Source organism: Bradyrhizobium denitrificans (assembly GCF_013179005.1).
Lineage (GTDB): Bacteria > Pseudomonadota > Alphaproteobacteria > Rhizobiales > Xanthobacteraceae > Bradyrhizobium > Bradyrhizobium denitrificans.
The window spans coordinates 1-24,802 of sequence record NZ_JABFDP010000059.1; the positions used below are offsets into that span (position 1 = coordinate 1).

General features: G+C 60.3%; 23 protein-coding genes and 1 pseudogene. 12 read left to right on the forward strand and 12 right to left on the reverse strand.

Features of this window, described 5'->3' with window-relative positions; all coding sequences use genetic code 11:
• Positions 1 to 41: 41 nt before the first annotated feature.
• The 5 genes and pseudogenes from HL671_RS37070 to HL671_RS37090 form a co-directional block, all read right to left on the reverse strand.
• Positions 42 to 401, reverse strand: a pseudogene (locus tag HL671_RS37070) (ParB/Srx family N-terminal domain-containing protein); the annotation flags it as partial.
• A gap of 157 nt (positions 402 to 558) precedes the next feature.
• Complete coding sequence (locus HL671_RS37075) at positions 559 to 1,755, reverse strand: DUF932 domain-containing protein (protein WP_172244015.1); 1,197 nt, start codon at positions 1,753 to 1,755, stop codon at positions 559 to 561.
• Positions 1,756 to 2,033: 278 nt separating this feature from the next.
• On the reverse strand, positions 2,034 to 2,933 hold the full coding sequence (locus HL671_RS37080) for a plasmid partitioning protein RepB C-terminal domain-containing protein (RefSeq protein ID WP_172243955.1): 900 nt from the start codon (positions 2,931 to 2,933) through the stop codon (positions 2,034 to 2,036).
• Positions 2,933 to 3,823 carry a plasmid partitioning protein RepB C-terminal domain-containing protein gene (locus tag HL671_RS37085; RefSeq protein WP_172243958.1) on the reverse strand — a complete coding sequence of 297 codons (891 nt, stop codon included), beginning with the start codon at positions 3,821 to 3,823 and terminating at the stop codon, positions 2,933 to 2,935. Before HL671_RS37085 ends, HL671_RS37080 begins: the two co-directional genes overlap by 1 nt.
• Positions 3,823 to 5,412, reverse strand: a complete 1,590-nt coding sequence (locus tag HL671_RS37090) for a recombinase family protein (RefSeq protein WP_311993554.1) — start codon at positions 5,410 to 5,412, stop codon at positions 3,823 to 3,825. Before HL671_RS37090 ends, HL671_RS37085 begins: the two co-directional genes overlap by 1 nt.
• A 221-nt stretch (positions 5,413 to 5,633) precedes the next feature.
• Between HL671_RS37090 and HL671_RS37095 the strand changes: the two genes are divergently transcribed.
• A complete protein-coding gene (locus HL671_RS37095) occupies positions 5,634 to 5,882 on the forward strand; it encodes a hypothetical protein (protein WP_172243964.1) in 249 nt (82 codons plus the stop codon).
• A gap of 460 nt (positions 5,883 to 6,342) precedes the next feature.
• On the opposite strand, the gene HL671_RS37100 is transcribed toward HL671_RS37095, so the two are convergent.
• The 3 genes from HL671_RS37100 to HL671_RS37110 form a co-directional block, all read right to left on the reverse strand.
• Positions 6,343 to 7,518 (reverse strand): hypothetical protein, encoded by a 1,176-nt coding sequence (locus HL671_RS37100; protein WP_172243967.1) that lies wholly within the window; start codon positions 7,516 to 7,518, stop codon positions 6,343 to 6,345.
• Positions 7,519 to 7,677: 159 nt separating this feature from the next.
• Positions 7,678 to 9,192 (reverse strand): DNA primase family protein, encoded by a 1,515-nt coding sequence (locus HL671_RS37105; RefSeq protein ID WP_172243970.1) that lies wholly within the window; start codon positions 9,190 to 9,192, stop codon positions 7,678 to 7,680.
• A gap of 132 nt (positions 9,193 to 9,324) precedes the next feature.
• Positions 9,325 to 9,996, reverse strand: coding sequence for a hypothetical protein (locus HL671_RS37110; protein WP_172243973.1), 672 nt, complete (start codon positions 9,994 to 9,996; stop codon positions 9,325 to 9,327).
• Between the two features lie 514 nt (positions 9,997 to 10,510).
• On the opposite strand from HL671_RS37110, the gene HL671_RS37115 reads away from it, so the two are divergent.
• From HL671_RS37115 to HL671_RS37150, 8 genes are all read left to right on the forward strand, one after another.
• Entirely contained in the window at positions 10,511 to 10,912 is a 402-nt protein-coding gene (locus tag HL671_RS37115) for a hypothetical protein (protein ID WP_210264268.1), read from the forward strand.
• Positions 10,912 to 11,625 carry a SprT-like domain-containing protein gene (locus HL671_RS37120; protein WP_172243979.1) on the forward strand — a complete coding sequence of 238 codons (714 nt, stop codon included), beginning with the start codon at positions 10,912 to 10,914 and terminating at the stop codon, positions 11,623 to 11,625. Before HL671_RS37115 ends, HL671_RS37120 begins: the two co-directional genes overlap by 1 nt.
• 38 nt (positions 11,626 to 11,663) lie before the next feature.
• A complete protein-coding gene (locus HL671_RS37125) occupies positions 11,664 to 12,098 on the forward strand; it encodes a hypothetical protein (protein ID WP_172243982.1) in 435 nt (144 codons plus the stop codon).
• 49 nt (positions 12,099 to 12,147) lie between these two features.
• Positions 12,148 to 13,203, forward strand: a complete 1,056-nt coding sequence (locus HL671_RS37130) for a hypothetical protein (protein WP_172243985.1) — start codon at positions 12,148 to 12,150, stop codon at positions 13,201 to 13,203.
• A 171-nt stretch (positions 13,204 to 13,374) separates the two neighbouring features.
• Positions 13,375 to 14,019: a hypothetical protein gene (locus HL671_RS37135; RefSeq protein WP_172243988.1), complete on the forward strand. Its 645-nt coding sequence runs from the start codon at positions 13,375 to 13,377 to the stop codon at positions 14,017 to 14,019.
• 132 nt (positions 14,020 to 14,151) lie between these two features.
• Positions 14,152 to 15,009, forward strand: a complete 858-nt coding sequence (locus HL671_RS37140; RefSeq protein WP_172243991.1) for a nucleotide-binding protein — start codon at positions 14,152 to 14,154, stop codon at positions 15,007 to 15,009.
• Entirely contained in the window at positions 15,002 to 15,610 is a 609-nt protein-coding gene (locus tag HL671_RS37145; protein WP_172243994.1) for a hypothetical protein, read from the forward strand. Before HL671_RS37140 ends, HL671_RS37145 begins: the two co-directional genes overlap by 8 nt.
• A 5-nt stretch (positions 15,611 to 15,615) precedes the next feature.
• The gene (locus HL671_RS37150; RefSeq protein ID WP_172243997.1) at positions 15,616 to 17,319 is read left to right on the forward strand and encodes a type IV secretion system DNA-binding domain-containing protein; all 1,704 of its coding nucleotides are present in this window, start codon (positions 15,616 to 15,618) and stop codon (positions 17,317 to 17,319) included.
• Between the two features lie 188 nt (positions 17,320 to 17,507).
• Here the strand turns inward: HL671_RS37150 and HL671_RS37155 are convergent, their stop codons facing one another.
• The 4 genes from HL671_RS37155 to HL671_RS37170 all read right to left on the reverse strand — a co-directional run bounded on the left by HL671_RS37155 (position 17,508) and on the right by HL671_RS37170 (position 19,577).
• Positions 17,508 to 17,945 carry a hypothetical protein gene (locus tag HL671_RS37155; protein WP_172244000.1) on the reverse strand — a complete coding sequence of 146 codons (438 nt, stop codon included), beginning with the start codon at positions 17,943 to 17,945 and terminating at the stop codon, positions 17,508 to 17,510.
• The gene (locus HL671_RS37160) at positions 17,939 to 18,736 is read right to left on the reverse strand and encodes a hypothetical protein (protein ID WP_246579791.1); all 798 of its coding nucleotides are present in this window, start codon (positions 18,734 to 18,736) and stop codon (positions 17,939 to 17,941) included. The genes HL671_RS37155 and HL671_RS37160 overlap by 7 nt, the downstream gene beginning before the upstream one ends.
• 24 nt (positions 18,737 to 18,760) lie before the next feature.
• The gene (locus tag HL671_RS37165) at positions 18,761 to 19,129 is read right to left on the reverse strand and encodes a hypothetical protein (RefSeq protein ID WP_210264269.1); all 369 of its coding nucleotides are present in this window, start codon (positions 19,127 to 19,129) and stop codon (positions 18,761 to 18,763) included.
• 187 nt (positions 19,130 to 19,316) lie between these two features.
• The gene (locus tag HL671_RS37170; RefSeq protein WP_172244006.1) at positions 19,317 to 19,577 is read right to left on the reverse strand and encodes a hypothetical protein; all 261 of its coding nucleotides are present in this window, start codon (positions 19,575 to 19,577) and stop codon (positions 19,317 to 19,319) included.
• A gap of 567 nt (positions 19,578 to 20,144) precedes the next feature.
• Here HL671_RS37170 and mobF point away from each other — a divergent pair.
• The 3 genes from mobF to HL671_RS37180 all read left to right on the forward strand — a co-directional run.
• Positions 20,145 to 22,790: a MobF family relaxase gene (mobF, locus tag HL671_RS39045; RefSeq protein ID WP_172244009.1), complete on the forward strand. Its 2,646-nt coding sequence runs from the start codon at positions 20,145 to 20,147 to the stop codon at positions 22,788 to 22,790.
• A gap of 133 nt (positions 22,791 to 22,923) precedes the next feature.
• Entirely contained in the window at positions 22,924 to 23,049 is a 126-nt protein-coding gene (locus tag HL671_RS38865; protein ID WP_283813115.1) for a hypothetical protein, read from the forward strand.
• A 79-nt stretch (positions 23,050 to 23,128) separates the two neighbouring features.
• Positions 23,129 to 24,802 (forward strand): recombinase family protein (locus HL671_RS37180; RefSeq protein WP_172244012.1); only part of this gene is annotated, 1,674 nt, incomplete at its 3' end.

The following is a 24,802-nucleotide window of genomic DNA, read 5'->3' on the forward strand; positions in this document are numbered from 1 at the left end:
GACCTACGACTCTAAGAGGACAGTTGCGATACAGAACCTAATAGCGGGGCGCGTTGCACATTTTCAGCCAGCGAATCCTCCTCGGCGAGCCCGTCGGTTCGGATGACGCAGGGAACTGGCGCATTGCGGGCGAGCCGCTTCTGCTTGACCAGAAGCTCGAGCGCGCGATAACGCCGTCCGCCCGCCGGGATCTCGAACACGCCGGTTTCGGCGCCGCCCTCGTCGAGGACCGGGCGGACGGTGAGGCTCTGGAGCAGCGTGCGCCGCGCGATGTCCTGTGCAAGCTCCTCGATCGAGACGCCCGCCTTGATACGGCGGACATTGGACTGGCTCAGCACCAGCCGGTTGAAAGGAATATCGCGTGACTGGCTCAGGACGATCTTCCGAACAGATTTAGCCATTGAAGTTTCTCCGCGACGGGCGGTCGAGAACCTCTCTCGACCTTCTGGCCCGTCACGAAGCGAAGCGCCGCCCTCTAACTCTGCAGGGCGGCGCCAGCCGGAGAAACCGAGAGCTGAGGCTCGTCACGCGTGCTCCATCGGGGCAGCGCGAACGGCCTCAGTTTGCCCGATCGAGCAACTTTTTGGCCTTCGCCTCGAGATCCAACCGGGCGTCCTGGTACGGCTTGTCGCGCGCCACGGCGGTGATGCCTTGGACGAAGTCGAAGATGCTCGCAGGCTTGCGGCCTTCCTCGGCGAGTACCGTCTCGATGATCTTAGCCGTCTCCGACTTGCCGAATCCACGCTTGCGCAGAAACTCGGTGCGCTCCTCATCCGTGCGCGCAACAATCCGCTCCCGTGCCGCCCTGATGCCATTGACGAACGGCGCCGGCGAGGAGTTGGCGAAGCGCGTGAGCGCCGGCGCCGCCTCGTGCGCGAACCGGGACGCGGCGTATTTGGAGTGTCGGATGGTGATCTCCTCGAAATCCTCCACACCCCAGAGATTGCGATTCTGGCACACGGCGCGGAGATAGAAGCTCGCGATCCCAAGCGTCTTGGCGCCGACCTCGGAATTCCAGCAATAAAAGCCGCGGAAGTAGAGGTCGGGCGAGCCGTCCGGCAGCTTGCCCGCCTCGATCGGGTTGAGGTCGTCGACCAGGAACAGGAATACGTCACGATCCGATGCGTACAACGTCGTCGTGGCTTTCGTGATATCAACCCGCGGATTGTAGATGCCGGTCGACCAGTCGAGCACGCCCGGTACTTTCCAGCGGGTGTCGCCAGTGCCGTTGCCGGCAATGCGCTGCACGGCGGCCACGAGTTCTTGATCGAAGATGCGCCCATAGTCGGGGCTGGTGACCGCGCGAAGTTCAGCATGTCCGTCCCGCACCTCGAGCGTCTTGATCAGCTCCGCACGATTGGAGGTCAGTCCGTACTGTAAATTGATAGCGGCGAGCGGCGCTGGAAGCTGCCGCAAATAGGCGGACGGCGCGCCCACCATTGTTGCAAGCTGACCAAAACTCCAGTGGGTCGGCGCAAGCGGCGCATCCTCGCTTGGCAGCATCAGCGTCAGCCGCTCAGCATCGTCACGATTCGCCTCCACCCTGATCGCTGCACTTTCGACTGTCCGGGTCCGGCTCCGCTCGGCGCGACCGCGCACGGCGGCGTGGAGCTCGGACAGCGACAGGTAACGCTCGTCCGCCGGCCGGGAAAACCATTCCGATGCGACGCGGCCGACGCGCTCACCGCGGCTCAGATCCACCTTGTAGCCGCCACGCGCATCGCGAGCGGCATCCAGAACATTCAGTTGGGTCATGGGATATCTCCATGACGGGCGCCGCGAGACTCTCCTCTCGGCTCTTAACCCGTCACGGAAATTCCAGCCAAACTGTAACTCTGTGATGCCGCGGGGGACTGTCGGACGCGCAGCGATCGAAGGGCACACTTTTGGTGAAGGTCGCCGGTGGCTGCCCGGTCGGCGTAAGGAGCCAGGCAGAATGGAACGAGATCAAGAAGCCGGCAGTGACAATGCATGGCGCCAGTGACACGGCGGCTCGGCCGGCAAGCAAAACGACCTGCAACGGGGAAAGGCTCCTAGGCCGCCGATTTCTGCTGTTCGGCGATCCTCTGAAATTCGGCGAGGAGTTCAGGAAAGTTCTGAGCGAGGTAACGCACAATCCGGGCGTTCTCAAGCAGGCGATGAAGATAGCCAGTTGCGACGACAAGATCGAGATGATCGGCTCCATACGACTGTTCCATGAGACGAAACTCGCGATCCAGGTTCGCGGATTCCTGCTCCATCAATGCGACTTGTTCATCCGTAAGGCCTTCGACATGCTTTGGTCTTGCCGTTTCAACCAATTGCGACTGCGGAGTGGCTCCCACCAGGGACTTCGCATACGTGATAGAGAATTTGTTCATGGCGACCATGAGTTGGGCCGCCTCTATCTGTCGCATCGGCTGCATCTTCCGCAACTCCGCAAATGTTGCAATCGGGACGTGCTTGTCCTTGAGCAACTCGACCGCTTCGGTGCAGATGCCGTCCAGCAAGCGCGTCTTTAGCCGGACATGAGACACGTTCACATTGAGCACCTTCGCGATGCGTTCTTCCGGGACCCCTCGTTTGATTGCGGTCAGGATCATGTTGCGCTCCTGAACGGTCGCGATCCGGCTAACTCTCTTGTTGTATGTAAATGCCTCGTCGTCGGTCGCGACCAGGCACGTCGTTTCCGTGATCCCCAGCTCCTGGAGGACGGCGAGCCGCAAATGTCCGTCGAGGAGGAGATACTTGCCCTTTTCGCTCCGATCTCGCGCAACAACAAGCGGCTCTACAAGCCCGATCTCTCGTACGGAGGATTGGATCTGGCTATACTTCGGAGACTTCTTGACCGCATCGTTGATCAGACGGAGCGGCTGAATAGCGCCAATAGGAAGAGTCACGCGCTCTTTCTCGAACGCCATTGTGATGGGACGCCGATCAGGTTTGTGGGGCATTATCCGACGTCTCCTCGTTCCATCCGTCCCAACAACTTCTTCGGCACGGAATCGAGCTTTTCCGCCTTCAGGAGGGACACAAATCGTTCATCTCCAAAGAGCTCACGCATCGCATGAGCAATGAAGAGCAGTCGATTTCGAGTCGCGTCCGCCTTGCGTATCAGGAGACGCTTGCGGTCCGTATCCTCCTTGTAGGCACGTAGCAGGGTGCGGGAGGATAGCTTCTGTGACGCCTCTTTCGGACCCCTCCCACGAATTGCTCGCCCGCGACGCCGCCTGCTCTCGACAATGCGCTTCACGATCATCAATTTTCGGCCCCGCAAGAGATTTCGTTCGTAGGCCTGATGAAGCGCTTCCTGGATGCCGATATCGTCGGCGTCCGCGATTTGTACGGCGACGCTCACTGGAATATGTCCAGCTTCGACCGCCCTCAGCAGACGCTGCTCACCTTGCGCGAGCAAACGGCCGACGCCGCGAACATATTCGAGCGACAATCCGGTCTTCTTTGCGATCTCCGGATCGGTATAGCCACGTTGTTTCATGCCACCGATGTCATGGAGCAGGTCGATGGCGTGATGCTGGCGCCTGGCACAGTTCTCTACCAGGCTCTTGACCATGCAGTCTTCAACACTGGCTTCGATGACAAGCGCCGGGATCTCGCTGGCCCCCAGCTCCATGAACGCCTCCAAGCGCCCCTGACCGCAGACCAGGTCGTATCTGACACCCTGCTGCTCCTCTCGCCTGGTGACGGTAATCGGCTTCTTGAGGCCCAACGCAGCAATGTTTTCGACCAGCTCCCGGAAGCTTTTCTTGTTGCGTATCCGCGGGTTGACGACCGATACCTGTGAGACAGGAACGATCTGCACGGCGAGCGAATTGGATTCTGCCATCACGCAACCTCCCTGAGGGGGACTCTTTCTGCCATCTCGAAGAGCGGCTCCATGGAATCGAACAGGTAAGCATCGAGCGAGATGCCGTTGTGCTCTTGCAGCCGCAACACTCGCTCGTCCATGTCTAGGGTCGGCAAGATGAGGTAGTCTCGAGCTGAAATATTTGAACTGTCCATCCGGACCGCGACGGTGACATCGGGCATCAAGCTCCGCTCCAATCGAACCCGCCATCGCAAGGCACCTCCGGCTGTCTCGCGACAGCGCGCGATCACGACAGAGACGGAGAACTCGTCGTTCACGATCAGCAATTCGGAGGATGCCTGTTGGCTGACGCACCCGCCAAAATGCTCAAGTCCCCCGATGACCTCCTCGATGACGGCTGGATGGAGCCTTCGAAGCGTTCGATTGATCTCGATGTAGTTGAAGTCCCTTTCGGGCGTGTAACCAACCAGACGATAGGCACGGATCAAACTGCCGAAGCGTCGCTGGAATGCACCACTGGACGGGCAGCTGTCCGTCTCATCGATCAGAAGCCCGGAAAGAGCTCCTTGGGAAAGCAGTAGCTGATGAAGGCAGACTAGCATTTCCTCATCGGTCATCCGGTGTGAACGTGCGTCGATGATCGCTTGAGCAGCGTCGTACAGCATCCGATCGACGATTGGTTGAAAAGCATTTTCGGCTCGCACCCAAGTCTGCGGATCATTCCGGATGCGGTTCTGCTTCAGCTTGAACGAACCACGATTCCAGACATTGTTGCCAATGTATTTCTCGTTGATGAGGATCTGATGGACGGTACCGCGGGTCCAGGACCGATCGAGATCAGTTCGGATACCTCGCTTATTCAAGTTGTCTGCAATCGTCGCCTCGTTGAGCCGCCGCTCCACGAAATCGCGATATATCCCGGCAACAATCTCTGCTTCTTCTTGCGGCCCGGGCACCAGGATGACACGATCGGTCTGAATGCTCTTGTGCTGACGGCGCTGCAAGATCCCTTTCGATTCGCCGCGGTCATCAACGAGTTGACGGCGCAGGCCGAAGCCTGACGGGCCGCCTTGGCGAAAGCCCAACTCGATGAGGCGCTTTTGGCCGGCGAACACCTTGACTGAAAGTTCGCGGCTGTATTCGGCTGCCATGCGCCGCTTGACGACCTTCTGGACGTCGGAGCCGATGCTGCCGTCATTTTCGAACTCTTCCGCACAGTAAGCAACCTTCACGCCGGCCGCGCGACAGCGGTATTCGTAGAACGCGGCCTCGTCGGAATCCGGAAACCGTCCCCAGCGACTCACATCATAGACAAGAACGACTGAGAAATCGGCCGCTCCGCCCTCGATGTCGGCCAGCAGGCGTTGCAGACCGGGTCGCCCTTCGACATTGAGCCCGCTCCGACCGGCGTCGATATAGGTGCGGGAAATTTCTAATCCTCGCTGCGCCGCATAGCGCTTAATTATATCGGACTGGTTTTCCGTCGAATATTTCTGGTGCTCCGTGGACATGCGCACATACTGCGCCGCGCGAAGCGATCGAGGAGAATGTGGGTCCTCCGTCCGCTGGCTGAGAGGCGGTGTTCTCGACGTATCTTTGCGTTCCACGATACTAACCGGTCTTGGGCTTGGACGTGGCGCCAACTGAAGGGGATGCTGAGGATCGCTACTCCGCGAGTGTGTCGAGTATCTAACTAGAAGGGATTGGAAAAATGTTGCCAAAGACAGGCAGAATTTTTCGCAATGGAAGCGGTGATAATGCGCCCCGTCTGGTTTACGCGCGGGCCGTCAGCGAGGCCTTGAAGAAGGGATCGAGGTCGACGCCCCATATGACGAAGAAGATTCGGCAATGGACCGGGGCTGGAGAAAGGACCATCAAGAACTGGCTTGAGGGCACTTGCGGGCCAAGAGGCGAGCACCTGCTGCTGCTTGCGTACTATTCAGATGAGGTTTTTGAGGCAATCCTGACGCTGACAGAACGAGACCGAAACATCGCGAGACCGAAGTTGCGGATAATCTGCGAGGAGATGACCAAGTCTCTGCGGATTTTCCGTAACCTCATGGATCAGGAACTCTGAGGAGGGCAGACGTCGCTTGCCGGCGCCAAACCGTGCGTTGCGGTTGTAATTGGTCTCGCGACAGCGCCTCCAGCGAGGCGGCGCTAGAGAAGATATATGACCATCCTCTTGGGTGCGTGGCCGCACACAGGTCAACCCGCCCCTCCTTCACCTGTGCTGGCGTCGACGCAGCCATCGCAGCTATTCGCACAAGAATCGTGGAGAATCTTGTTGGCGACAATCGGCACACTGCGGCGCATCTCCGGATCTGCAGAGCGCCGGCATCCGCCTTGCTGCCCGTGTTTGCCATGTTAATGGCCCTAGTCGATCAACTTCGAACGCCAAGGCTCCCGACGGGGGATTGATCGCGGCTCTGGTCGCCCGAGGCCCGATCCCAGTTCGAAGCAGGTTTGTCTTCTTGCAGATCACCCAATGCTGTCGTCGAACCGCGCGTTTAAGGCAGATCAGCTTTGCAGCCGCGCTATATGGCGAGCGCTCCCACAATCGCATCCTCTTCTTCGGTAAGCGGTTCGAATTTTGTAAACGGAGTGAATACACCCCGTCGATTACCTTCCTCACGGATGTTACCAATCACATGCTTGAGAAAGCGGTGCTCGACATGAAAGCTGGACAGCCACGGAAACAACTCCAGCCAATCCAGATGTGCCTGCATGGCGCGGGCGCGAACTAAGGTGGAAGATGCGCTTGCCGCTTGCTGAAGTTCTGTCACCTTCTGGCGGACTTCAACGGCGGCAGCCCTGGGCAATCGCCGGGGCACAGCCGCCAAGCGGAGGAGCTTGCGAAATGCCGCATCTGTTTGGACCTCAAGTGGATCGGAGCCAAATTTCCGAATGCCGGATACCTCGATCGTCGCGTGCCGTGCGATGTCAGCGTCGACGGTGCGAAGAAGCGATGCAAGCCTTTCCAGTTCAGTGGGAGCAAAGACAGTTCCGAACGTGAGAGCGGTAGTGAGATCATCATATCCAAAATCTATGTCTGCACCATACAACGTTTCAATGAAGTCATAACAGGAGCGAATTGTGAGCTTCGGATCAATCCGATGGTTCCAAAGAACGTACACAGGCTCACCGTCCGCCATCAGAATCTGATTCTCGACGATCAGGAGATCGTCGGCCGCGCGTTGGATATCAATTGCAGCTTTGATGCGACCGTCGTCGACGATTCTGCCCGCGTTAACCGCATCGATGGTGGTAACGCGCTTGCCCGTCCGGACAAGCGACGTGCCGAGCAGACTAACGGCCGACGAATCGCCAGCCGCAAGTGCTGCAAAGAATGGCACTGCGAGGTTATGGCCGCCAATGGGCCACCAAAGACGGTTGTCGAACTCCACAATTTCAACGGGTTGACGCTCAGCATCTGGAGAGACAATTCGATACGCCGGGGTGGTTTCAGAGCGGCGGGCCGTCCGCACCTGTATGAATTCGTGGTCTCGGACCCAAACGCGGCTGGCGGTCTTTCGACCCGGTCGGATATAGCTGACCGGGTAATGGTACGTCACGCGAAGAGGATCGGTGAGGCACAAATGCGTCTCTGCGCCATGGCGCAAGATCGGACGAGGACGCCTGCCCGACGGCGGAGCCACTGTGATCGAGAAAGAAGGCTGACCTTGCAATTTTTGAATCATCTCGATTCCCATCAACTTTCAGGTACTGACGGCGCGCTGCTTGATCGTAAGCGGCCGCTCGCGCGGAGATCTCAACCTCGAGTCCAGCGGCGATCTTCAGCCAATGGGCTGAGGCCGCGACAACGAATGCGGCCTAAGCCATTGAAAGTGCTGAGATGACGCATCTTGGAGCTAGATTTCTTCCTTGTGACGAATCCGCATTCCGATGAACCGCCTGCCCTCTTTTCCACTCCTGCGGTGCTCGATTCCGCGACCGGCGGACAAAACGCGCTGCACGAAGCCGTTGATCTCCGGTAGGGTCTTGAAGCCTTCCGCCGCGGCCCATGACCGAAACTCCGTGTAGGCGTCGCGCGTCTTGATCCCCTTTCTCACGTCGCCGTCCGCCTCGACCTTCACGCGCTCTTCGATCCAAGCCGCAACCGGATCTGCCGCAAAGATCCATTCGCGCAGTGTTTGTCGGCAGGAGCTTGGAGTCGTAAACACGCCTTCCCGAAGGGCGCGCGATGCTCCGTCAATCGCCCACGCGAGCAGGAGGTCAGGTTCGCGTTGCCCTACCAGCTTGCCAATTCCTTCAATCCGTTCGGTAACGGGGATAATGCGATTGAAGGGGACAACGCAAAGGCGGCGCTGCACCCCTCGGTCCATGCCGCCAATAAACGGCGGCAGTGCGTTTGCGGCGAAGACGTGTTGCGCCATTGGACGAAATTCGATCCGGCTCTTGTACACGTCGCGTCCAGGGACAGGATCCCCGGTGACGACCGACTTGAACCGATCGGAGGCGACAGCGGCGGCCGAGAGCTCGTCGGTCGCATTCAAGAGCTTGCCCGCAAGCGCGATAATGTGTCGCTCGTCGCTCATGATTGCCGGCGGGACAGAGCAGACGGCCGCTTCAGGCAGCAGACCCCGCACGAGATCCAGGATTTGGCCTTTGCCGTTCTCCGCAAGCGGACCGTAGAGAATGACCGAACGCGGCTGCAAGAGCTTGGTTGCGTGGCCGAGCGCGGCAACGCCGCAGATCTCTGCGAGCAGCTGCACCTTTTCAGAGCGATCGGGATCGCCTTTGAATACTCCGTCTAATAGTTTCCGCAATAGCGACTTTGGCGGCAGCCTTATCGATCGGCCCGGCTTCCAGTGACCACAAAGCGTATGGCGAGCGCGATGTTCCGGCGAATGCGGGCGAAGAGTAGGCGTCCCTTTCTCGCCAAACTGAATGAACCCCGACGCGCAGTTGATACCAATCGCGCGCGCGTCAAAAAAGCCAGGCTCCGAACAGCTCTTGAGCAATTCATGCAGAATGGAATTGATCTTGCCTTTGCCCAGTTTGATCCATGCCACCGATCCCGAGGGCGTCGGATACCGCGCGCCATCAAATTCTTGGACGAGCGCTCTGAGCTTATGTTCGGGAAAAGCCTCCCAATGCGTTGCCGCATAGTGCCAAAGTTGCCCCTCCGCATAGGCGACGTGCCCATAGGTCTCTTTGAGCCGCTCCAACAACCTCTTGCAGATTTCGACGTCGGAACCGATCTCCAGCAAGAGGTGGTCGCGCGCCTCGCCGAACCAGGCGGCCCTGTTCTGCTGTGCCGAGGCCGCGCTCATGCGGTTTGAGAGTACCGCTGAGGCGTCATTTTGCGGGCGCTTGTCCTTCCGCTCTTGGGACGCGGACTCTCGGGAGGGCCGCAGACGCATGGCTCGACTCGCTTTCGTCGGGACGACGCGCTCTCTGCGCGTCTCTACCTTCGTCGAGTCAATAGAGTCGAACATGTCGCAAACCTATAGAGGTGAGTTCGAATGTTTGAAGCGTCTCGCCGGGACAAACATTCAATTGCTCAAAGTCCTCTCTGTCGTACGACTGTCCTCGGGCTTGGCGCCTCTTGGCTTTTTCACGCCGAGTCTCTTTGGTGAACGCTTGCGACGAATTGCTGGCTGCGCGGTCTTGGGATAATGCTGACGCGAAGTCTCTAGCAGCCTTTGATTTTTGAGCGCGCTTTGTATGAGCCAAGCGAAGAAATCACACACGATTTTCGTAAACTCGCTGGTGGGCCGACCCTCAGGTTGCTGCAACAATGCCCGCTTTACCAGTGCAATCCTAATCCTAGCTCGGTCAATTGAAACTGGAGCGATGGGGTGGTCACACAACCGACGCATCAGTTTATGATTGCCTTTTAAGTGTCCGATTGATGGAACGACAATCGTGCCCCGATTTTGAAGTTCATTCAGAATACTCTCGAGCTTAGGTCTCGCAAACCGATCCTCTTCAACCATTGTGGTGGCCCGCCAATTGGATTGGCGGAGATTAGCGTCAGGGAATCGAGCTGAGACTGCCCCCTCACGAACCGCGATCTCTTTGATCAGCGGGTGGTCGAATAGTTCAAAGAGGCCGTTCAATGTCTTCTCACTCTTGTCATTCCAAGCACTCGATTTCGCTGGGTCCTTCCTCTCTCGGCCGCGCGCCAGATAGTAGGCATATGCAGGCATCGTCAGACTACCCATCGCTTGTCTCCATCGTCCATTATCGTTCTCTCGTTGCGTAGGCTGGATTACTCAACGAATCCTTGAGCAACGACCTTCGTTTTCGGGCGACCGACCTTAGAGGTTAATGCGACGTTGCCCTCCCGAGGAAGAACTGAAGCTTCGAACAGGTAGTTTGATACGGGCTGCGCCAATGCGAATGGGTCGCGATGCTGCAAGCGCTCGAGTGGACGTATCGATAGGCAAGTCTCTGCAATTCGTAGCCGAGGGTGCCCTTCCAACAGGCCATCACGATCCATCTGGGCTTCGCGGGCGGACAGCGCTTCCTGGGACCTAACCTGACGTCCTCCGTTGCTGAGGCTCCTCAAACATTCGAACTCACCTCTATTAGTTTGAAGGCCATTCGCGATTAGTTTCGGAGCTAACGCTACGAAGCTAAGAGCAAGCAGCAATGAATGATGTCACGGCGACAAAGTCGATTGCCGTAACGGTGCCCGCCACTGACCAATACGTGGCGCGGCACCACGACAGCGCCATGGCAGCGATCGCGGCAATGTCGCCGTCCCGGCGATGGGGCGCCGAAACGAATCTCCGTAGCTGGCGCCGCTGGGTCCATTCTATCGATCCCGCCCGGGACAATGGCTGGGCCTTCTGCGGCGTCGAGCTCAAGCCCGGCGCTGACGCCACGCTGCCCCTCGGCGCACTGATCGTGGCCTGCGACTCCAGCTGGGCGAAGGCCAAGTGGTACACCGGACAGTTCATCCAGCCCATGACGGTCGATGCCGCGCTCTACGAGGTGAAGGATGACGGCCTGATCGAGTTGACGCGCTCGATGCGTCGGGCTTGGGCGCGCGACCTCCTCGGCTGGCTTGTCAGGAACCGACCGGACATGCCGCTCGCGAAGATCAGCATGTCGAACGCGCGCGGAGCGATGTGATGGCGCGCACCAACAAGACCAAGCTGCGCGGCAAACGATCGGCAGTGGATCGTACGAAACAGCGCCACCGCTCGAAGGCCCGGCGCAAGATCGATCCGATGTCACAATCGTATGGACCGATCGGTCGCGCCTGGAAGGCGTTTAACCAGAAGCTGTTTGGCGGCGAGTTGCCGCCTTGCCTGATCACGCTACAGCGCAAGAAGCGCGCGTTGGGCTTCTTCGCAGGACGGCGCTTCCGGTCCTCAGACGGCACCATCATCACCGACGAAATTGCTCTCAACCCGGCGCACTTCGCACAGCGCGGCGCCAAGCGGGTGTTGTCGACGCTCGGTCACGAGATGGCCCACCAGTGGCAGCACCACCATGGCAAGGTCTCGCGTGGTGGCTATCACAACTTGCAGTGGGCGGCCAAGATGGAAGAAATCGGCCTCGTGCCCTCGCACACCGGGCGGCCGGGCGGCGAGAAGACGGGCCAGCGGATGACGCACTATGTCAGGCCTGGCGGCCCGTTTGACCGCGCCGCTGACAAGCTGATCGCGAAGGGTTTCGCGCTCGCGTACGTGGAGCGCACGACGAAAGCCGCACGCAAGATCGCGCTGAAGAAGCGCCAGAGCAAGACGCGATACCAGTGCGCCGGTTGCGGGCAGAACGCCTGGGCCAAACCGGACGCCCATTTCATCTGCGGCGATTGCAAACTGCGGCTCCTGCCGTAGCCACCTAGTCAAGAGGCTTAGTCAGAGGAGAAGTCAACGTGAGTGCAGCATGGGACTTTGTGTGTGCGATCGAGGCAATCGGCGAAACGCCGGTGGGGGTGGATTTTCAACAGACGCTGATGCGGTCCCTGACGCAGAAGCTGCAGCACGCTGTCGGCGACAAGCGCCCCTGCATCCTGGAAATCTCGGCCCAGCTCGGCCTTCCTCCCTATCTGCCGACCGCGACCACTCCGGTTCGCTTTCACGTCGGCAACTGGGTAACGGTCTCCGCCGTGGAGCGCATGGTGCGCAACGGAGTCCTGCAGACCGCACCGGTCCAGCTCTGGGATGAATCCGGTCTGGTCACTCGCGGCATCCAGGGGATGCGTAACAACAGGCCGGTCATGATGATCACGGCCGCGCGCAATCTCGAAACGCTGTTCGTCCGCATCGGCGCTTTTGATCGCCGGCTGCAGTTCGGCGGCAAGAGCTAGGCGCAATCCGCGCAATTCCATCCAAGGCGATCAATTCAGGAGGTTAAACGTGGCGAAGAAAGTCCTGCCGAAGGCGTCCAATACGGCGAACGAGAAGGACAGGCGCAAGAAGGCGCGCAAGCGGCGAGAGAACGCTGCCGTGCGGCAGCGCGAACAGGACGCGCGGGATTACGGTGAGATCCCCCCGCCGCTGGCAATCTTCGAGATTCTGCCGAAGGTGCTGCAGACCGGCAATAGCAACATGGTGATGGCCATCGTGAAGGAGATGCCGCCGAAGAAGGATTTTGCCGGCCGCTACAAGCAAAGGGATGTGGTGCAGCACCTCAACATCGCTCTCGGCGTACAAACGCTGCTGGCTTACCACTGCCTCGCCGCGGTGCTTGGGAGCGGAGCGAAAGCCAAAGAGGAGCTGGGCAAGCTTGGCGGCGGGTCCGATACCGTTGACTATCGGCTGAACGTCGGACGCGAGCATTTGACGAGTCGCACCGCGTTTGAATCGGAGGCCGAGCTCAAATTGTGGGCCCCCCTTAAGCTGCAGATGGACCATGGGGCTGCACCGTACGCGGCGGAGTTGACCAACAAGATCCTGGCCGAGACGGAAGCGGTGAGGCTGATCTCTCGCGCCTATGACCGTGCCCAGCGCGTGTCGGCGGCTCACAAGGTGGCAGTCGACATGGGCGCCACCGATGCGGCGGCGCAGTTGGAGCTAGCCTACAACCATCCCAGCACGGATGTGTCTTCGGTCGAAGCCTGCCAGATCGCGATTTCCGCCGACATCAATCCTGCGGAGCTCTGGATGAAATATGGAGCTTCCTTCGGGAAGACGTTCGAGATCGCGCGCTTCATCGGACGCATCAACGCCGGCGTCGAGGCCCGGCTCGGCCCCGAGTTGTTCGGGATCGCACGGCAAGTGCTCGCCGCCCAGCCCTGTGAGACCCAATTGTCGCGGGCGTGGACGAGATTGAGGGAGTTCCTGATCCTGGCGATCTCCGCGGATCAGTTCGACCAGGGGCTACGCAGTGCAGAAGCCGTCGCCGGCATCATCCGGATCGCGCGGACAACGCGAGAGCTTTCGGTCGAGCGGCCCTCCACCGCTGTTCCGTAATCAGTGGCGGCTGATGGCCGGGCTCATCCAGCTTCAAAGCTGACGTGGATAGCCTTAACACACTGATCGCACGCCAGGATTTCGCGCCCATTCATTCATTCGCTTGGTCTTGCGGGCGATGGAAGGATCGCGGGTGGGTGGATGACCGCCCGCTCACAAGAGGATCACCATATGCTGAAGAATCTCGACGCCTACCCGCTGCCCCTCGGTCGCATCGCCGCTGAGGATGAGATCCCGCCGATGACGCGGCTCATTATCCAGGAAGTCGGTCATGTGACGGTGGCCGCGGCGGCCGGCATCCCCGTCGACTACGTCATCATCGACGAGCAGGGGCACCGCCACGCCACCTACATCGATGAGACTTACCGCCCCCGGCTGGAGCGCGACAGGGTGCTCAATGCCCGGATCCTGGCGGGCGGCTACGCGGCCGAGTTCGCCATCTTCGGTGCGGCGAACCTGTGGGTCTCGAGCGAGGACCTGGTCACCCTCGCCGGCTATCTCGGCATTTCCACGAGCGGCGCTCCCGAGGGCTGGATGAAGCAGACCGCGCTGCGCGCGCTCTGGGTCTACCAGCCGGTGCTCGAGGGCGACGCGCTCGAGCCGATCAAGCGCACCTACGCCAGCCTCGCGGCGGCGATCAAGAGCAGGCAGTACCTCCGTTCTGGCGCCCACGTGGTTCCGATCGAGGCCTTCCACACCATCGCGCTGCCGTTGCCGGATGCGGAGTACTGGCGCGCGCGCCAGCGTACCAAGGCCGGCACCGGCCGCGACGAGATCCTGGCCACCTTGCGCGCCGGCGCCCCCTCCGGGGCCTAGCGCAAATGCGCCACGCCGGTCGGCGTGGCGCATTTGCCCATCCCTCACGCAGCGAGATGTCCGGTCAGCCAGGACAAGCATGGCCGGCTGCCATGTCTCATCTGATTTCAACGCAAATTGAGACCACAGAGCATGAAGAAAGACAGCAACACGGACACCAAGACACCCGGATTTGCCGAGGCTGGTCCCGCCGCACTGATCCTGACCTCCGACGAAGGCGCCGCCGGCAAGACGACGACCGCGCTGCAGCTCGTCACCGCCTTCAGCCTCGCTGGCCTGCCGCTCGACCTTTTCCAGATGGACACCAAGCGCAAGCTGTCAATGAAGGCCGGCGTGCCGGTGGAAAGTCTTCTCGTCCCGGAGCACCGCGAGAGCCGCGGCGACGACTTGGTGCCCAGCGACATTATCGCGCCCTGGTATCGTGCCGTAACGGACGCGCCGCAGACGCGGCGTTCGACCTTGCTGGAAGTTGGCGGCGCGCTCGCGCCGCTGTTCCATGTCGCGATTGCGGATCTCGACCTCGATGAGGACATCACGAGCCTGGGATTGCAGGTCATGCCGCTTGTTGTCTGCAAAGCTGGTGAGGATTCCGCCTCGCAGATGATCCGCGAGCTCAAGCGCATCGAGCGGAATCTCCCCAACGCCAACACGGTGCTGGTGCTCAATCACTATGCGGGCGATCCGACGAAGGCCATCAGCTACTGCCAGGAAGACACCCGCAAAGCCTTCATGAGCGCGATCAAGCGCTATCCCGTGATCGAGATGCCGAAGGTCCGCGCTCGCAGCATGGCCATCTACGAGCGCTTGCAGGCGCTCCCCTCCACGATCGTGTCCTGGCACGCCGACAACTATGCCGAGGCAATCCGCCAGACCGGCGCGCCGCGTGACGAAGCAAAAATCCTGGTCAAGGACATCGCGGAGTGGTCGGCGATCATGCAGGATGAGATCTGCCGCATCCTGCCGTTCCTTGGCGAAGACCGCGATGGCTGACCGCCGCACGAAGTTTCGCAAGGACACGGCGAAGGTGAAGAGGGATGCCGCAAACGAGTCGCGGCAGTTGATGAACCGTCTCAAGCAGATGACGCCGGCGCAGTTCGTTCGCCTGCCGGCCAGGACCCTTGCACGTCTGACGGCCGCGCAGTATCGCGAGGTGGTCGGCACGATCGCGCCGGAGATCGGCTGTCCGACGCCTCCCCCGCTGCCGAAGCCCGAGCGGGAGACGCTCGGATGGCGGGAGCGATGGCGGCTATTGCACTCGTCTGCGCAGATGACGGTGATCACGTCCGTGTTGACCACCGTGATTGTCATGGTGGGGGTTGCGAGCCCGCAGGCCTGGAGATGGACCCTGACGCACATCGAAATCGTGCGACCGGGAGAGCGTGGGAACTGGCCGCGCTGCGCCCGACTGAGCCCGTACACCGATGGCTGCCTGTATTCTCCGACCTATGACATGGACTGGGATGCTCTTGCAGAGCAACTGAACATTCCGCGCCAGCAGCTTTACGACGACAACAAGCATCTTCCCCCGCAGTTCATTCCTGCGCGGGCCCCAATTGTGGTTTGGCGCCACCGCGGCCGCCTGGTGGAATGACCGGCATGAAACGTCTCGCAAACTATGAGTATCGTCCGGCGGCGCCAGCGGCATTCGCCCTCATTGGCATGGCTTTGCTGTCATGCCTACTCGGGCTCGCGCTGTCCTTTGTCCTCATCCCGCCGACTGCGTGGCGGCACGATAAGGCGGTCGAAGTTGGCGTTACCGATCTGGTGTCCAACATCAACGCGCACGGCCTGGTCGTCGTCGCCCTATCCGCTGACGATCTGCTCCGCGAAACACTCCCGCGGCTGATCGGCGTAGCGCTCGCTGCGCTCATGTCGGGAGTTATCGCGTTTCGGATGCGCCATCGTGCAACACCTATTGTGGATGGTCGTGAACACTACGAAGGCCTCAAGCTCTTGAAAGGCGTGGCCGCGATTACGAGCGCCAATGCGTTGCTGGGCAAGGAGCACAAAGGGACCGATCGTACGATACAATGGCTGCCAGGCGTGTTCATCCCGCGCGTCATGGAGGTTCAAAACCTCTTGATCCTTGGCGCCATCGCTTCCGGCAAGACGCGCATCATTCTCTATCTGCTGGAAGAAATGATCGGCCGACTGCTGCGAAATCCCACCGCCGATTACGGCCTGTTTGTTCACGACACGACTGGCGAGATATTGGACGGATTCCCGATGGAGGACGAACAGTTCGCCGTCATCAATCCGGATCGTCCGGGAACGTTCGCCTGGGCGATGGGGCGGGATCTTCGCGACGACAGCGATTGCGAAAGTGCGGCGGAACAGATCATCGGACAGACCAGCGAAGCGTTCTGGGGCAAAGGCGCCGCGACGCTCTTTGCGGGTTGCATGATCGTGTGCAAAGCCAAATACGGCGACACTTGGGGCCTGCCGCAGCTCTACATGGCCTGCCTCCGCGAGCCCGCACAAATGAAGACGGAATTCGAGCAATTCTATCGCCCGGCGTCGGGTCTCATTGAATTCGATGCATCGGGCGAGCTCAGCAAGACCACGGTCTCGCTGTTGTTGACGTTCCGTGGCAGCGTGCTGCGAGTGCTCCGACCGCTGGCAAAAGCATGGGTGGACGTTCCGCGTGAGCGGCAATTCTCGTTCGGAGAGTGGGTTAGCGGATCGAACCCGAACCAGCCCAAGGTCGTCATCGTTCAGCGGTCCGGCCGTCATCCGGAAACCAGCGCGGCCTGGATCGGGATGGCTGTCGATTTCATTACGGCGGCGGTCGGCGACAACAGATTGCCGGTGAGCCAAACGCGCATCCGGAACTTCGTCCTTGACGAGGCCCCTGCGCTGGGCCGGCTGCGGCGATGGCCCGAGCTCCTGGACGTCGCAAGGAACAAGGGTGCATCTACAATCGCCGCCATTCAGGACATCGCACAGTTCAAGCGGATCTATGAGGATGCGGCTCCCAGCATCTTCCAGCGTTTCAGGACCAAGATCGTGTGCGCCCAGACACAAGGCCCCGAAACGACGGAGCTTGCCGAACAGACGATTGGCAAGCGCTCAATTCTCGAGGCGGACGTGACGCTGACCGTTGAGCGGGGGCCGGCAGGCCGAACTGAGCAAAGCGTGATGACGAAACGGATACGTGAGGTGCCAATCGTCCGACCGGAATACCTCGCGTACCGACTTGGCGTTGCCCATCGGAAGGTCAAAGCTCTGGTTCTTGGGCTCGGCGACGTGCTCGAAGTGGAATGGCCAATGCGAGTCTGGCGAAAGCGGAGGCGCACCTAATACGCCACGGTCTTTCGTGCACCTCGGCTGAATTCAGGAATGAATACGCCGGAGGCGGAGCTGGTGCGCAAGGTTCGTGCATCCGTCCGATCACACGGACTTCTTGCTCGATTTGGCTCGGCGCATGGGCCAATGACGTTCGGCGGAATTCCTGGGCTCGGTTGACTCTCGATGCAGTCGTGCCTGTACTACTGCATCTGCACGGTGACAATAGTAGAGAGCCTGCCTGCCGAGCAACTAAACGACAAACCCGCGAAATCTAAGCTCACGTCTTCGTCGGGCCTCGACAACGTTCTCTTGAGGCAGCGTATCGCGCCCTCTCGAACGCTGGCCGCTCTGCCATGGAGCACGACCGAACCGGCGGCGCCGAGAAAATCAAAATAGTCACTTTTCGGATATTTTCCCTCTACGACCGCGACAAAATTCCTGAATGGCAAGCAGCCGATCGAGGCGTATTTTACGGATGGATGGGAAAGAAAGATGACCACCGAGCTTCGCCGGCCGACGCTAACGTCTGGTACGCGCGCAGCGACTTCACCAGCTAACGCATCACATTCATCGGCTCTACCCGGGCAGATCGATCCGAGGCTGAGCATCGCGATTGCGAGTGAAAGGACTTTCAGCATGCGCTCTTCGACGTGTTCTCATTCAACGAAGCCAGCCCAAAGGAGACGGCCTCGCGTGCCATCAGACCGAGTTTCGAGCGCGGGTGGATGTTCTGCCCTAGCCAATTCGGAATGTTCGCCCCCTGCGAGGCGAAATGTTCAACGTGAACCACGGTTATCTGTCCATCGGTATACGCAACCTCATTCACGGTTCGCCAAGTACCAGGCCGCGCCGCCTCAATCGCACGGCGCGCTGCGGACACATAGCTCCCCTTAGCGCCAAGGCCGAACATGATGACCAGTTTCGTTCGATGGGGTAGGTTGCGCAAGAACTTGGTCGCGCACGCACGCGAAATTCGCTTGCCAAACTCATGCTTCATGAACTCGTCGATCATCCCGCCACTGCCGACCCACGTCTTGCCGTCGAAGCGCTCGACGGTACAGCGGACCAGTGAGCCCCATCCGAAGCGCCCCTGGGTGTTGGCAATCGCCTGATCAACGAGACCCCTTAGCTCCTCGGGGTCGGCGGCCCGAAGCAGGCCCACATGAGCCAGAATCTTGCCTACTTGTTTCCGGCCCTTTCGGTATGGAATTTCATTGTGAGGAAGCCGTTGAAGCTCACCAGCTTGGCTGGGACCCTTCGAGAAGCCCAGGATGAGAATCTCCGGCTCGGCATTTCCCCAGGCGAGCGGATTTGCGGTTATCCGCCAAGTTTGATCTGTGCTCAGCGTCCGCGTCTCATCGAACGAGAATCGGCTGGAATGACAGATCGAGCAAGAAATGCGGCCATGCGTAGGAAGCGAGCAAGTCAAGATTCCACCGTTGCTTTCTGCGAGTCAAAACAGCCGAGACGCTACCGAACACTTCAGATCGGCGGACATTCCCATCTGCGCCTTCTCCCTGCGATAAAGCTTGGTCTGCTCCTCCTTGCTCAACCACCGCATGTTCATTTCGCCGGTTGTTCGGTCGAGCGAACCGGCCACAAGCCAGCCCTTCCACGTCCCATTGAAGCTGACGGATGAATTATCGACGCTTGTTATGCCATAGCGGCCGAACGGCGTGCTGATGCGCATGGCTTCAAGATCAACCTGTGCCGCCGTCGGAGACAACGCTGCGTGAACCACAGTTGGAAGATACTGATGTAGCGTGCCATTGCAGGTAAGCTCGATCGGCGCGGCAACGGCAGCGCTCGAAGCGGCACTCACGAATACGGCCCCAGCAACACAGAGTTTCATTGTTGGAACCGATTACGGGGGTTTTGACAACTACAGTGGCCTTCTAATCAGATGAATACCTCGAAGTCATCTCATCATTCGGTAGTATTGATGCCTTCATGCCATCGCGGTGCATGCAGATATTGAAGCTATCATCTGCCAGGGCCGTTTCGCATGTTTACTTGGACGTTTCGCTCTCGACGTAGGCCATCCAGTTATCGGCGCCGGCATATTCGCGCGCCAAGCCGTCGAGCAGGATTTGACGGTGCGCCTCTGCCGGAATGACCTGCGGTAGCATTGACAGGAACAACGGCTGACGGCTGTAATCGCTGTCCGACATGATGGTCCGCAGCAGGTCCTCGCCGTGATGCTTCGGGGCGATGATGGTCTCGGCGAGACGGTACGCCTTGCCCTTCATGATGCGGTAGAGATCCGACATTCGTGTTCCTTGCTGTAGCTTGCGCATCCCTTGACTAGAAGGCGTCGCGCCGCGCTTCAAGCTCTTGGGCTGAGTGGTCAGAGGCGAAATCTTTGGCGTACCATTCAGGCCAGGGCGTGAAATGCGAGGTCTTATATGTCTTGAGGAAGAATAGCTCCTTTATCCAAGGCAGCACGAACCGTCTTCCTAGAAAGGGAGACCCCCAGCATCATCGAATTTGAGCGCCACGTTCAATAGGCATGCTCCCAACATGACGGCCATCAGCGGAACCTGGCTGCGATGTAGCCGATCTCGCGGACGCAGCTGATCGTGCGGGAACAGTACAGAGCCCACCGCTGAAGGAGTTTTCCTGTGGCTCTCGTCCAGGAGACTTGACGATACCAATGAGAATTGGTCCCGGGATAAGGGGCGGGAGATGGACGCGGCCCTTCGAGGATCGATGGCTTAACAGGCTTCTGGTCTGGATGACAAGCAATTGAAATTACACCAGAAATAGGACTGCATTGATTCAATCGCCTTAGGCGAGGATATGCATATTGAAGAAGGCCTCCATCGGGGGCCTTTTTCGTGGTTGCGACCTGGAATCCGGCAGCGGCGAGCTCGTACTACACGCGTCAGCGTGAGACGGAGTATTACGCCGGCAGTGGCAAGCCGCCCGGCATCTGGTACGCGCCGGCCGGGGATTTTGGTCTCGTCGACGGATCGTCCGTCGACCGCCTCACCTTCGATCGCCTGTATCATGCGCGGGATGAAAGTGGCTCTCCGCTGCTCGAACAGATTCGCCGCCACAAAGAGCGGACGCCCGCCTTCGACATCACCCTGAGCGCGCCGCGTTCCGTCAGCCTCGTCTGGGGCCTTGGCTCGTACGATACAAAACGCCTGATCGAAGCGGCGCAGCAGAAGGCCGTTCGGGCCACGCTCGCCATGCTGGAACGCGAGGCGACATGGGCGCGTCGCGGGTTCAAGGGCGCCTTCCTGGAAGGAGTCGCGTTGTCCTCGGCGACTTTTCAGCACGGGGAAAGCCGAAAAACCCTGCACAGCGACGGACGTGTGTTTGCCGATCCGAATCTGCACACCCATTGCGTATGCCTGAACATCGCGACACGTCCGAGCGATCATACTGCCGGCGGACTCCACTCAAAAATCATCCGCGATTTCAAGATGGCGGCCGGGGCGACGTATCACGCCGCGCTGGCCCATGAGCTTGAGAAGATCGGATTCGCGATCGACCGCGTCGGCAAGAACGGCGTGTTCGAGATCGCCGGCATTAACGATGCGACGATCAAGTATTTCAGCGCCCGAAGGCAGGAGATCGAGGACGAACTCGCTGGACACGGCGTCACCAGCGGCCAAGCAGCGGCGCTGGCAGCAGCCATCGCCAAGGCGACGCGAAGCAGCAAGCGCGAGAGCGAGAGCATCGGGCGAGAGGAGGTCTGGCGTGAGGCCGCCCGGTCGTTCGGCGTTGAGACGGAAACATTGGCCGAGAGCTTGAGGGTCGAATCGAAGACGCTCGACCAGGAAGCGGGCGAACGGGTTTTCTCGGAACGGTTGGCCGCCCTGCCGGCCAGTCTCACCGAACATGAAAGCGTCGTCCAGCGGCGCGAGCTTCTGCGCTCGGTCGCAGCCGCCCTTGTTGGCACCGGCCTGCCGGTCGAGCGCGCTGAAACCGAGCTCACCCGCCTGCTGACCCAGGGAGTGTTTCTGGAAATTGGGCATGATGCGCTTGGCCTGCCCTGCTACTCGACCCCCGAGATGCTCGCGATCGAGCGGGAGGTCGTCGAACAGGCGCAGCGTCTCGCGAACCAGTCCTGGCGCTCCCTCGATCTGGAGTCGCTGAGGGACCGTTGCCGAGCAGTGGGGTTCACCGCCGAGCAGTCGGAGGCAGCGCTCGCCGCAACGACAAGCTCGGCTGTTGCCATCGTTGAAGGCGCCCCTGGAGTTGGCAAGTCCACACTGCTGGCGCCAGTGGTGCAAGGATACGCCAAGGCCGGATGCCGGGTGATCGGCGCCGCATCCGCCTGGCGAATCGCCAACATGCTCCGGGATGACCTCGGAATCGAAGCCCGGGCAACGGCCTCCTGGATCGCGCGGCTCAAAGCCGGCGAGAAGGTGCTCGACAAGCAGACCGTCTTGATTGTCGACGAGGCCGGCCTGCTCTCCTCGCGAGACATGCATGCGCTGCTTGGCGCCGTCACTGAAGCCGGCGCCAAGATCATCCTCGTGGGGGATCGGCAGCAGCTCCAGGCGATCGGCGCCGGTCCTGGGCTGGATCTGGTGGCGCGCGCCGTTGAAGCTGCGCGCGTCAACACCATTGTTCGCCAGCGCGAGGCCTGGGCGCGCGAAGCCATCACAGCCTTCGGTACCGGGCAGTCAGTGTCCGCGCTCGAGGCGTTCGCTGACCGGGGCTTGCTGATCGAAGCCGACGGCGCCAAGGCGGCCATCGCTCAGGTGCTGGATTCGGCTGATCAAGTCCATGCCAGCGACCCCGCTGCCTCGGTCCTGATCCTCGCCAAGTCTAACGCAGCGGTGGCCGCCATCTCACAGGCCGCTCGCGAGCGCCACAAGCACAGCGGCTTCATCTGGGGCCCCGAGGTTAGCTTCACCGCGGCCACGCCGTCCGGCCACTCAACCAAGATTGCGTTGGCGGCCGGGGACAAGATCAGGTTCCTCGTCCGCGATGACAAGCTTGGTGTGGTCAATGGCTCGACGGCGACCATCGTCAAGGTCAGTGAAGCCTCCGTGCCCGTTGGAGATGCAAGTCGCATCATCATCGAGGCTGACATCGAGGGTCGGCGGATTGCCTTCGATCCGATGCAGCTTGCCGACACGCAGGGACGTCCCCGCCTTGGTTGGGCTTATGCCTCGACTGTCTACGGCTGCCAGGGCCTCACGGTCGATCATGCCGTCGTGCATCTGGATCACAGTTACAATCGCCACGACATCTACGTGGCGACGAGCCGCGCGCGGGAGCGGACGACGCTCGTGGTCGACGCCAAGAGCATTGATCGGCGCCTCGCCGCCGAACTGCCCTTCGATCAACAGCGCGACGAGCTGGCCTTTTCCACGAGCCAGCGCCAGAACTGGCTCGCCGAGAGACTGTCGCGCGCCTCGCCCAAGATTTCCACGCTCGACGTCATTGAGGGTTCGCGACCGCTCGAGCGGCAGACGGAGAAGGATCGGCATCATCGGCGGGAGCTCAGCTATGAGCTCTAAGCCGATGGCGGCGCGGTCGCGCATCAAGCTGCGGACGAGGGCGGACGGCGCATGCGTTCATGCTCCCGCGGCTACCCCAGATGGTGTGTCGAAGAAGAGAGGACGCCGACAGCCTCAAGGCGAGGACTTTCAGGTGGCACTTGATCTGCCGCCCTCGCCGCCGATCATGGACCGCGAGTTGCGCGCGATTGAGGTCTTGCTTGGCCCCGAGCTGCAGGATTTGCTGGCTGGTGACGCAACCGATTCCTCAGAAAAATAAACGTTGACAGGACATCAAGTGAGACTCTCAAATCCGACTTGAGAACGCCGTAAGCATAGAGTGTCACTAGAGTTTTCTCATGAACAAGCACGTCTTTCACAATTCGGTTTCCAAGCAATCTGACGCGGCCAAGCGCGCTGCGACCTATTACAGGGTCAGCACGGGGCGCCAGTATGCGAACGAAGCGTCGATTCCGAGTCAGCGAAAAATTACGGCGGGCTTCTGCGATCAGAACGGCTACGTCATGGTCGATGAGTTCGTCGAGGCCAAGACCGCGACCGATGATCGGCGGCCGGTGTTGCAGGACATGATCGAGCGCGCGTGTGCGCCGGATCATCCCTACGACGCGATCGTGTTCTATGCATTCAACCGCTTCTTCCGCAACGTCGCCGAGATGGAGCTGACGATCCGGAAGTTGCGCAAGCACGGTGTCGAGGTGGTCTCGGTCACGCAGCCGACGGGGGACGATCCCAGTCAGATTCTCGTTCGTCAGATCATCGGGGCGTTTGACGAACATACATCCAGAGAGATATCCAAGAATACAACGCGCGCTATGCGCGAGTCGGCCAAGCAAGGCTTCTGGAACGGTGCGACGCCGCCCCTCGGCTATCGGATCGTTGAGGCTGAGCGGCGCGGACAGAAGATCAAGAAGAAGCTCGACATTGACGCAGTCGAAGCCGAAACGGTTCGGCTGATGTTCAAGCTCTATCTTGAGGGCGACGGCAAGACCGGGCCGCTCGGCGTCAAGGAGACGACGAAGTGGCTGAACGGCCATGGCTACCGCACCCGCCGCGGCGCGACCTTTGGTGTCGGGCCGGTCCACAAGATCCTGACCAACGCTTGCTATTCGACCGGACAATGGCCGTACGGCGTGCGCAGCTCGCGCGATGGCAGGAAGCATGATCCATCGTCGGTGATCCATATTCCCGTCCCGGTCCTGATCGAGCAAAGCGATTTCGATCGGGTGCAGGCGAAGCTCGCCCGGAGCAATCCGAAGACCACGCCACCCCGCGTCGTGAACGGCCCTTCACTGCTGACGGGCATTGCGGTCTGCGGCTCGTGCGGCTCGGGAATGACCCGGACCGGCACGACCAATCGACAGGGGCGGTCGTACTCATATTATTCGTGTGCGGGCTGCCAGCAGAAAGGCAAGTCGGTCTGCAAGGGCCGCCACATCCCGGCCGCGACCCTGGACGAAATCGTCTTGACCAACATCAAGCAGCGTGTGCTGGCGCCTGACCGCATCGCCGACCTCCTGAAGTCGCTGATCGAACGCCAGGCGGCAAAGAGCGAGTCCGCCGACGGCCGCTTGCTGGCTCTGCAGAAGGAATTGACCGACTGCGAAGATCGCATGAAGCGGCTGTATCGCTCGATTGAAGACGGCATCGTCGAGCTGGACGATATCCTGCGAGAGCGCACCGCCGCTCTGAAAGCCCAACGCGACCGGGCAAAGGCGGCCCTCGATCATGCCCGCGCCCAATGCGGCATGGCGGCCGCCGTCAATGCGGAGAAGATCGACGCCTTCGCCCGGTTGATGAACGCGAAGCTCGATGCGGGCGATACCAACACCCGCAAAGGCTATATCAACTCGATCATCGATGCGGTCGAGGTCGACGACGAAACCATCCGGATCATCGGCAGCAAGGACATCCTCCAGGCGGCCATTGCCGGCAAACAGACCGAGAACGGCAATGTTCGTGGTTTTGTACGTAAATGGCGCGCCCGGAACGATTCGAACGTCCGACCCTCAGAT